This is a genomic window from Helicobacter sp. CLO-3 (genome assembly GCF_001854545.1).
GTDB lineage: Bacteria > Campylobacterota > Campylobacteria > Campylobacterales > Helicobacteraceae > Helicobacter_B.
In genome coordinates, this window is sequence record NZ_MLQN01000051.1 from 1 (window position 1) to 9,006 (window position 9,006).

Genomic DNA, 9,006 nt, shown 5'->3' on the forward strand with positions numbered 1-9,006 from the left:
CCCCGATAGAAATGGCGCTATTTACATTATCTGCATCATTTATATTGCTAGATTCTAGCTTTTTATTGATATTTGCGATGATACTTTGTATTGTCACTGCAGCATATTTTATATAGTTTTCATCACAACCAAAAAATACATGTGCTACTTGGTTGCTCGGATTGTTAGTTTGATTCATTTATAAACTCCACTTTATTTGGATTAGATTTAGCATTGCAAAGCTGTGATTATACTGGAAAAATTGGCAATAAGCAACATTGTATTATGTTTGCAAAATCTAAAATCGCCGCTATCAATTCTAGGCAAATATAAGAATCTTTTTAGTGATTTTAAGCCCAGTGTGGATTGCTACTAAATCTTATGCAAGTAATTAGTATGCAAATTTAGATTCTAGGCTTATTTACTAACAAAATGCTCGATGGTGTCTAGCGTGGATTTGATGCAGTATTCTACATCCGCATCACTCATGGCTTGGTGGCAGGGGAGCGAGATTTCTGCTTTATAGAAATCTTGCGCGATAAAATTTGGCACAATAAGGTTTTGCCCGCTAAAATCTTGAGTAGCAGAATCTTGCGTGGCAGAATCTCGCGCGATAGGGTTTTGGTATGCATTGTCTAGCGCATGATAGCGTGCATAGCCAGCAAATAGCGCGTATTCAAAAATCGGCTTATAATGCACCTGCACGCCAAGCCCAAGCTCTTGCAAGCGTGCAAAAATCGCCCCCTTTTTCTCATAAAGACTAGAATCTAGCAATATGGGGTAAAGGTGGTTGGTCGTGGTGTGGTTTGGCGCGATGTGCGCGTGGTGCGCGACAAAATGCGCGCAGGGCTTGAAGCGCTCATCATAATACCGCGCTATCTCTTCGCGCCGCTTCATGAAGCGCTCGATTTTGCGGATTTGCGAGAGTCCTAGCGCTGCTTGGATTTCGTTTAGGCGGAAGTTGAAGCCACTAGTTTCTACCTCGCTTTCCCATGCGCCGCGCTTGATGAGCCCATGCGAGCGGATGAGCTTGGCGCGCTCATAAATTTGCGCGTCATCAGTCACGAGCGCGCCGCCTTCTGCGGTGGTGATGGGCTTTATCGCATGGAAGCTAAAGATGCTGACATCAGCGAAACTGCCGACTTTCGCATCGCCCACGCTTGCGCCAAATGCGTGCGAGCTATCGGAGATAAATTTCAGCCCATGTTTTTTGCATAGCGCGCGGATGCTTGCGACATCTACGCTATTTCCAGCGTAATCCACGCTGACAATGGCGGAGATTTTGGCGGGTGTTTGGCTGGCGCTGAAACTAGTGTCGAGAGTTGATTTTTGGCGCGGATGGCGATTTTGGCGCGCTTGGTGGTCTTGACGCGGGCGGCAATTTTGACGCAGATGAGTAGAATCTAGCGCTTGAGAATCTAGCGCACTAGATTCTGGATAAGCCTTTGCAAGCTCGGATTCTAGCGCGTTTTGAATGCTTGATATCGAGATATTGCCGCTCCAATCCACATCCGCAAAAATCGGCTCGATGCCGCATTCTAGCATCATGTTAGCAGTGGCTACAAAGCTTATGGGCGTGGTGATGGCGCGCGTGCCGGGCTCTAGCGCGGATTTGTAGGCGGCATAGAGCGCGGAGGTGGCGGAGTTGAAGCAGAGTGCGTATTTTGCGCCGACGAACTCGGCTATCTCTTTTTCTAGCGCCTCCACGCGCGCGCCTTGCGTGAGGAGCGGGGATTTGAGCGCTAAAATGACAGAATCTATATCATCCTGCCCGATTAGCTGCGCGCTATAGGAGAGGTTGGATTCTGGTGTGGCTGGCTTGAAGGGTTTTGTTGCTCTTGTAGTTTGGCTGGATTCTGCGTTGGCTTTTGTAGATTTTGAAAAATCCGCGCTAGACTTTATGGAATCGCCAGAATCAGAATCCACTTTTTTATTTATTTTGCTTGCCTTTTTTATTTCACTTATTTTTTTGGGCGCGCTATTTTTTGGCATGATTTTTTTCTAGCACGATTATTTAAGCAAGCTTACGACGCGATCTAGCGTGATGCCCCGCCCACTTTGCGCGGCTTTGAAACCCTCATCGCTTAGCTTTGAGCGATCGAGCTGCTCGTAGTTTGCGCTGTTTAGCGCTCCTAGCTCGCTGTTTATACGCATTTTTAGCATGCTTTGCGCTTCTTTAGCGGCGCGTTTTTGCGCGCTTAGCTCGCTTGCATAGTCTTTTAGATTATCTAGCTTTTTGATATCAAGCGCGGTGGGCGCGGCTTTTTTGCCCTCAATCTTAGATTCTGGGATGATAGCCGCGTAGTTTTTGTAAAACACATTCTCATCATCAAACTTCGCCGAGTCAAACACCTCTTTCATCTGCGTTTTTATCTCGTTGGATTTCTCGATGATGTCCTCGCTGTCTTGCTCATCTTTTGATTTTTGTAGTTTATTGGCAAGTTTTGTCAAATCTTTGCTTTGGGATTGTAAGCTTTTGAGACTGCCTATCATCACTTCTAGCGAGCCTATGGTGTTATTTAGCGTTTTGCTGGCATCGCCGATGCTTGCGGCGGCATTGGTGCTGGCTTTTCTAGATTCTGCTATGCTGGCTGGCTTTTTGGATTCTTGTGCGTTTTGGCTGGCATTTGTCACTTCTTGTTTGGCGACATTTGCCGCGTTTGCAGTATTTGCCGCTGCGCCTCTGCGCCTGCGCGCGCTAGAATCTTGCGCGATATTAGAATCATGATGTATAGAGTCGCTACCTACTTTCATCAATAAGCCTTATCTAAAATGTCTCAAAACTAAAAAACCAAAAATCCTTGCAAACTTGCATAAATTGCCAAAAACAAAGCAATTTGCATTCCGATTCTGCGCGTTAGGATAAGCGCATTTTGCGGTGCTATCTGCAAATTTTGCGCGCCTATCACTTGCGCCGCGCCACAGCAAAGCCACACCAAAAGCACGCCAAAGCGCCCTAAACTTGCGCTACTCCTGCTCCAAGCTCCTCTCCAAATCCTGCTCCAAAAACTTCGTGTGTATTTTGGAATTTAGAAAATCGACATTATCCATCATTTTTATATGAAATGGAATCGTTGTCTTTATCCCCTCCACGCTAAACTCCCTCAAAGCCCGCTTCATCCGCGCAATCGCGCGCTTCCTATCCTCGCCCCACACGATAAGCTTGCCAATCATAGAGTCATAAAACATCGGCACGACATAGCCCGCATACGCGTGGCTATCTAGGCGCACATTTGCCCCGCCGGGCGCTATCCACTGCGTGATTTTCCCAGCACTCGGGTAGAATCGCACAGGATCTTCTGCGGTGATACGACACTCGATGCTATGTCCGCGGAAAGTTATGGAGTCTTGTGAAGGCAGCTCTTCGCCTTCAGCTATGCGTATCATCCACTCGATGAGATCAAGCCCGCTCACCATCTCACTCACAGTGTGCTCGACTTGCAGGCGCGTATTCATCTCCATAAAATAGAAGTCTTTGTTATTAGAATCTAGCAAAAACTCAAATGTCCCAGCGCCCACATAGCCGATATGTTTAGCCGCTTTGACCGCTGTTTTTAGTAGATTCTCGCGCACTTCAGGGGAGAGCACGACAGCGGGCGTCTCTTCGATGAGCTTTTGCTGGCGGCGCTGCGCAGAGCAGTCGCGCTCGCCGATGTGTAGCACATTTCCATGCTTATCCGCTAGAATCTGCACTTCGATATGCTTTGGCTTGTTGATAAATTTTTCCATATAAATCGTGCCATCGCCAAACGCGCTCAATGCCTCGGATTCTGCGGCAAGATAGAGGTTTTTTAGCATGCTTTCTTTTTCGACTATACGCATGCCTCGTCCGCCACCGCCAGCAGCTGCTTTTAAAATCACAGGGTAGCCTATGGTTTTGGCTACTTCTATGGCATGATTGGCGTCTTTCAATGCGCCATCACTTCCCATGATTACCGGCACGCCGGCATCTTTCATTACATCTTTGGCTTTTGATTTATCACTCATCATCACCATGACTTCGCTACTAGGACCGATAAACTCTATGCCATGATGCGAGCAAATCTCGACAAAATGCTGATTCTCGCTCAAAAATCCATATCCGGGAAATATCGCATCCGCATCAAACAAAGTAGCAGCGCTCATGATAGCAGGGATATTTAGGTAGCTTTCACTGCTTTTCGCCCCACCGATGCAAACTTTCGCATCTGCTACATCAAGATAATGCGTATCTTTGTCTGCCACAGAATAGATAGCGATCGCCTGCTTGCCCATTTCTTGGATGGTGCGTATCGCGCGGAGTGCTATCTCGCCGCGGTTTGCGATGAGTATGCGCTCTATTTTTTTGCCGACTGGCTTTTTGCTTTTTTTGCCCGCTTCTGCGCTGTGTTTTGATTGGGACTTCATTCTTATAGTCTCTCTATTTTTATAAGATTGCTTCCAAACTCCACAGGTTGTCCATCTGCTGTCTCGATAGATACGATAGTGCAGTCACATTCTGCTTCTATCTCATTCATGATTTTCATCGCTTCTATGATGCCTATGGTTTGCCCTTTTTTCACCTTATCACCCACGCTGACATAAGGCGCTGCATCAGGGCTTGGCTTGTGGTAAAAAGTCCCTACCATTGGCGAAGTGATATACTCGCCGCTTTCACTTCCACTCGCTGGCGCGCTTGGAGTAGCGCTTGGCTGTGGCGCGCTAGGGGCAGCCGGCGCTTGGCTAGGTGCAGCCGGCTGTGCTTGTGGCGCGCTAGCAGGAGCAGATACCACAAAAGGCGCGCTTGGAGTGGCGCTTTTGTCAAGCTTTAGCTCGAAATTGTCTTGTTTTAGAGAGAGCTTAGCGATATCGCTAGAGCTGAAAATCTCCATGAGTTTCTTGATCTCTACTAGATTCATCAAAAATCCTTTAAAAGCGATATAAATTTTGTATAATATCATTTTTCAACCCAAAATAGCTTAAAGTTAGATTATCTGCTTTTGGAAGCGCGCGCTAAAAAGCGCTAAAAATGACAAAATATCACAAAACGAGGTGAAAAATGGGGCTAAAATCGGATAAATGGATAAAAGAAATGTGCCTAAAGCACAATATGATAGAGCCATTTTGCGAGCAGCAAGTGGGGCAAAATGTCGTATCTTTCGGCGTTTCTAGCTATGGATATGATATAAGGGTGAGCGATGAGTTTATGATATTTAGCAATATAGATTCTGCGATCGTCGATCCCAAGCAGTTTGACGAGAAAAATGTCGTCTTTAAGCGCGCGGAGAAGGGCTTTTGCATCATCCCGCCAAACTCTTTTGCACTCGCGCGCACAGTGGAGTATTTTCGCATGCCGCGCGATGTGCTAGCGATATGTCTTGGCAAAAGCACTTATGCGAGATGCGGCATCATCGTGAATGTCACGCCCTTTGAGCCGGAGTTTGAAGGGCATATCACTATCGAGATTTCAAACACCACGCCAATCCCTGCCAAAATCTATGCCAATGAAGGCATCGCGCAGGTGCTATTCCTACAAGGCGATGAGCCCTGCGAAGTGAGCTACAAAGATAAAAATGGCAAATACCAAGGGCAGACAAATATCACGCTGCCGAGGATTTTGGGGTGATTCTTGGGTAATTTTGGGGCGATTCTGGGGCGAAGATTTTTTGGCGTTTTAGATTCTGGAGATTTTTGGATTCTAAGATTCTCGCGCGAGATTTTTGCGGATTCTAGGCAGATTCTAGCGCGAGATTTTATATTTATGAGTTTGTAGAATATTTTGCGGCTGGATTCTAAAAGGCTGGATTCTAAGATTTTCAAAATTCTAAAAAATCTCAAGAATCCGCAGGCGTAGTTTAGCATTTTAGCAGCAAGCTTTAGGCAAATTTGGCTTAACGCGCCTACCACTCAAAAATCGTTTTAGCGCGCCTTATGTCGCTATAGGGGATAAACACAGCGTTTGCGCCCGCTAGCTTATCGCCACTAGAATCTGATGCGCCAGAATCTAAAGCGCTTGACTTTGCGCTAGATGTATCGCCACCCGCGCCACTAGATTCTGATGCGCCAAAATCCGCGCTACCAAAATCCACACCACTAGAATCCACGCCACCAGAATCCGCACTGCCAAAACTACCCTTGCCAGCCTCCACCCACACGCCATTTTCATCCGCCTTTATTAGCGCGCCTTCTATCTCGCTTTTATCCACCAGCTTCATACTCACGCGCTCACCGATAGATAGCATAAAATGTCGCGGATTTTTCAGCGCGCGCTCGATGCCCGGCGAGCTGACTTCTAGCGTGTAGGCGTCTTTTATCACATCTTTGACATCAAGAAATGGTGACACTGCTTCAGACACCGCTTGGCAGATATCAAGCGTCGTGTTACCATCATCTGCCATGATGCTGATACGCAAAATCTGCGTGTCATTTTCGCGCAAAAGCGAGATATCATAGAGCTTGCATGAAAGCGGCGCGATGATGCTTTCTATATCATCTTGAATGCTTGTAAAATCCATGTTTTTCCTTAAATCTTATGGTGTAGATTCTGGTTTTGCGCTTGATGCGAGCCTTAAAATCTGCTATTTGCCAGACTCGCTAGCAATCTGCCTAAATATCTCATCCAAACCACGCGCGCGCTCTAGCCCCTCATCGATGATGAAGTCAAAATCTGGGCATTTATACCAGCCGCTATTGCTTAGGACATATTCTTTGAGTATGCCTTGTGCCTTACGCAGGGCTTTTAGCACCTCGTTTTTGTCCTGCGCGTCTGTCTGGATAAACACGCGCGCGTTGTATTTGCCCTTGGAGCAGAGCACTTCGGTGATGTTTGCGCCATTGATTCTGCTATCATCAAGCTGGCTAAGCGCCTCGATGAGTAGCTCTTTTAGTATGGATTGTGTGCGCTCTAAGCGGATAGACATCGTTTGCCTTTTGTGGTATTGCTGTTATTTGAAGCCAACATTATAATAAATAAAGCTTAAAAATTTATCTTTAATCCCGCTTGGCTTATTTGTCAAAATGCCACATTTTATCTATAAAAAAGTTGCCTTATGTCATTATTTGCATTTTGTTTCAAGGCGCTTTTATCGCAGAATCTAAGCTAATAAAAGCGCAAAGCAGAATCCAAAAGCGCCAAAATCCAACGCCAAACAAGCGCCAAAGCCAAACCGCCCCAAAACCAAAAAGCGCAAATGACGCAAAAAACGCCAAAATCTAAACCAAAAAAACAAGCAGCAAAACTAAACTGCCTCAAAAACCCAAAGGACGCAAAGCATGGAATTTCTCGGCTACCTCACCGATGGCAATGTCATCACATTTTTGCTCCTTTTGCTGCGATTTAGCGCGATACTGACATTTTTCCCATTTTTTGACTCCCAGCTCGTGCCTGTGTCGGTGCGCGGGGCTATGGCGTTTTTTCTCACGCTGCTTTTTTTGCCGCTCGCCCACACAGACGCGCATATCACGACTTTGCCCGATCTTTTGTTTGCAGCATTTATGGAGATAGCGCTTGGCTTTATGGCATCCGTCGCGCTGCAAATCGTCTTTAGCGCGATGTCTATCGCTGGGGATAGCATCAGCTTCTCGATGGGGATGACGATGGCTAGCGCGTATGACCCAGCCAGCAGCAACACGCGCCCCATCATCGCGCAAGCCATCATCCTAAGCGCGCTCATCCTAGCGCTTATGCTAAATTTCCACCACCTCATCTTTCAGTTTGTCGCCTACACGCTAGAGATTCTGCCACTTGGCGAAGTGTCGTTTTCATCGCAGCTGCCGGCTTACCTCATCCGCGCGTTTGGCAGTATGTTTGCGCTTGGCTTTGCGATGGCATTTCCAGTGCTTGGGATGATTTTGCTAGCAGATATTGTGTTTGGTATGATTATGAAAACGCACTCACAATTTAACCTTTTCTCTTTCGGATTCCCATTGAAAATTGGCATCGCGATGTCTGTCATCATCCTCATCATCCCCGGAATCTTATATCATTTCAAAACTGATTTATACGAGGCTTTTCGCGCGCTTAGCGTGATTTTCCGCCCGCAGTGATTTGGCGGCGATTTGGCAAAAGGCAGAATCCAGCGCAAGATTTTGCACCAAACTCGCACGCAAAATAATCGCGCAAAATACACATAGATTTGCTACAATTAGCACTCAAGCATTTTTATCATCAAAGGAGCGATTATGGCGAAATTGTTGTTTGGAGTGAGTGATACAGATGAGTGCCGAAGGGCGATAAAGACTATCATCAGGCTTTTTGGGCATCGCGAGGAGGTGGAGCTGACACTTTTGCATGTGAGCCCGGAGGTGCTGGTGTATGCAGAGAGCGGGATTGTGGATTATGGCACGATAGAAAATATCGAGAAAGAAAAGTCCAATGAGATTCTCGATGAGTTTGAGCAGACTTTTAAGAGTGAAGGCATTTCTTGCAAAAAGATTTTGCGCACCGGGAATCCTATCGATGTGATGCTAGAAATCGCAGATGATTTTGACCTACTAGTGATTGGCGCTAGCGAGTCGTCGCTACTGCATAGGATTTTCAACTCGCATCAAAATAGCTTCATCAATTCATCGCCAATCCCTGTCCTAGTCGCGAAGTAGAATCTGATTTGGAAGCAGAATCCGATTTAAAGTAGAGGCTAATTTTAAAGCGGAAGCTAATTTTAAAGTGGAAGCTGATTCTTTGGATTCTGCTAAATCTAAGCCTCTCATTGCTGGAAAAACTTTTCTTTCGTCATTACTAAAGAAGCTAGCGCTTTACTAAAGAAACTCACTCCGCTCGTTTTCTGAAGAAGCTAGCGCTTTGCGAGCGCTAGCGAAGCAATCCATCTATAAGAAAAAGTGGATTTTTTAGCAGAATCCAAATTTGCAGATTCTGCGTTTTAAGATTGCTGCGCCGCACTTGTGCTGCTCGCAATGACGATTTTGCACTGCCTGCGTTTTTTGTCATTGCGAGACTTGCGTTAGCAAGGCGAAGCAATCCAGAGGATAGCCAAAATCACAAAATCATAATTTTTCTAAATAGATTGCTTCAGATTCTGCGAATCCTCGCAATGACGATTAAAAGCATCT

At 46.1% G+C, this 9,006-nt stretch carries 11 protein-coding genes; 5 read left to right on the forward strand and 6 right to left on the reverse strand.

The window, feature by feature from the left end:
• Positions 1-396: 396 nt before the first annotated feature.
• The 4 genes from BKN38_RS09590 to accB form a co-directional block, all read right to left on the reverse strand.
• A complete protein-coding gene (locus tag BKN38_RS09590) occupies positions 397-1,971 on the reverse strand; it encodes a DegT/DnrJ/EryC1/StrS family aminotransferase (protein ID WP_070957815.1) in 1,575 nt (524 codons plus the stop codon).
• 18 nt (positions 1,972-1,989) lie between these two features.
• Complete coding sequence (locus BKN38_RS09595) at positions 1,990-2,733, reverse strand: hypothetical protein (protein WP_066457932.1); 744 nt, start codon at positions 2,731-2,733, stop codon at positions 1,990-1,992.
• Positions 2,734-2,946: 213 nt separating this feature from the next.
• Positions 2,947-4,365, reverse strand: a complete 1,419-nt coding sequence (locus tag BKN38_RS09600; protein ID WP_066457930.1) for an acetyl-CoA carboxylase biotin carboxylase subunit — start codon at positions 4,363-4,365, stop codon at positions 2,947-2,949.
• A 2-nt stretch (positions 4,366-4,367) separates the two neighbouring features.
• The gene (gene accB, locus BKN38_RS09605) at positions 4,368-4,856 is read right to left on the reverse strand and encodes an acetyl-CoA carboxylase biotin carboxyl carrier protein (protein ID WP_066457929.1); all 489 of its coding nucleotides are present in this window, start codon (positions 4,854-4,856) and stop codon (positions 4,368-4,370) included.
• A 140-nt stretch (positions 4,857-4,996) separates the two neighbouring features.
• Between accB and dcd the strand changes: the two genes are divergently transcribed.
• Both dcd and BKN38_RS11290 read left to right on the forward strand, forming a co-directional pair.
• On the forward strand, positions 4,997-5,563 hold the full coding sequence (dcd, locus tag BKN38_RS09610; RefSeq protein ID WP_066457928.1) for a dCTP deaminase: 567 nt from the start codon (positions 4,997-4,999) through the stop codon (positions 5,561-5,563).
• 3 nt (positions 5,564-5,566) lie between these two features.
• Positions 5,567-5,710: a hypothetical protein gene (locus BKN38_RS11290; protein WP_156528297.1), complete on the forward strand. Its 144-nt coding sequence runs from the start codon at positions 5,567-5,569 to the stop codon at positions 5,708-5,710.
• A 127-nt stretch (positions 5,711-5,837) separates the two neighbouring features.
• Here the strand turns inward: BKN38_RS11290 and rimP are convergent, their stop codons facing one another.
• Both rimP and rbfA read right to left on the reverse strand, forming a co-directional pair.
• Entirely contained in the window at positions 5,838-6,452 is a 615-nt protein-coding gene (gene rimP, locus BKN38_RS09615; protein WP_066457927.1) for a ribosome maturation factor RimP, read from the reverse strand.
• Positions 6,453-6,515: 63 nt separating this feature from the next.
• Entirely contained in the window at positions 6,516-6,857 is a 342-nt protein-coding gene (rbfA, locus tag BKN38_RS09620) for a 30S ribosome-binding factor RbfA (protein ID WP_066457923.1), read from the reverse strand.
• A 146-nt stretch (positions 6,858-7,003) separates the two neighbouring features.
• On the opposite strand from rbfA, the gene BKN38_RS11295 reads away from it, so the two are divergent.
• The 3 genes from BKN38_RS11295 to BKN38_RS09635 all read left to right on the forward strand — a co-directional run bounded on the left by BKN38_RS11295 (position 7,004) and on the right by BKN38_RS09635 (position 8,535).
• Complete coding sequence (locus BKN38_RS11295; RefSeq protein ID WP_156528295.1) at positions 7,004-7,153, forward strand: hypothetical protein; 150 nt, start codon at positions 7,004-7,006, stop codon at positions 7,151-7,153.
• A 56-nt stretch (positions 7,154-7,209) separates the two neighbouring features.
• Positions 7,210-7,983 carry a flagellar biosynthetic protein FliR gene (gene fliR, locus BKN38_RS09630; protein ID WP_066457916.1) on the forward strand — a complete coding sequence of 258 codons (774 nt, stop codon included), beginning with the start codon at positions 7,210-7,212 and terminating at the stop codon, positions 7,981-7,983.
• A gap of 135 nt (positions 7,984-8,118) precedes the next feature.
• Entirely contained in the window at positions 8,119-8,535 is a 417-nt protein-coding gene (locus tag BKN38_RS09635) for a universal stress protein (RefSeq protein WP_066457914.1), read from the forward strand.
• The last annotated feature ends 471 nt before the right edge of the window (positions 8,536-9,006 follow it).

What these genes read in the sequence shown, in the direction of transcription:
- BKN38_RS09590 (WP_070957815.1), bottom strand. Translation starts at nt 1,971, where the DNA reads ATGCCAAAAAATAGCGCGCCCAAAAAAATAAGTGAAATAAAAAAGGCA.
- BKN38_RS09595 (WP_066457932.1), bottom strand. Translation starts at nt 2,733, where the DNA reads ATGAAAGTAGGTAGCGACTCTATACATCATGATTCTAATATCGCGCAA.
- BKN38_RS09600 (WP_066457930.1), bottom strand. Translation starts at nt 4,365, where the DNA reads ATGAAGTCCCAATCAAAACACAGCGCAGAAGCGGGCAAAAAAAGCAAA.
- accB (WP_066457929.1), bottom strand. Translation starts at nt 4,856, where the DNA reads ATGAATCTAGTAGAGATCAAGAAACTCATGGAGATTTTCAGCTCTAGC.
- dcd (WP_066457928.1), top strand. Translation starts at nt 4,997, where the DNA reads ATGGGGCTAAAATCGGATAAATGGATAAAAGAAATGTGCCTAAAGCAC.
- rimP (WP_066457927.1), bottom strand. Translation starts at nt 6,452, where the DNA reads ATGGATTTTACAAGCATTCAAGATGATATAGAAAGCATCATCGCGCCG.
- rbfA (WP_066457923.1), bottom strand. Translation starts at nt 6,857, where the DNA reads ATGTCTATCCGCTTAGAGCGCACACAATCCATACTAAAAGAGCTACTC.
- fliR (WP_066457916.1), top strand. Translation starts at nt 7,210, where the DNA reads ATGGAATTTCTCGGCTACCTCACCGATGGCAATGTCATCACATTTTTG.
- BKN38_RS09635 (WP_066457914.1), top strand. Translation starts at nt 8,119, where the DNA reads ATGGCGAAATTGTTGTTTGGAGTGAGTGATACAGATGAGTGCCGAAGG.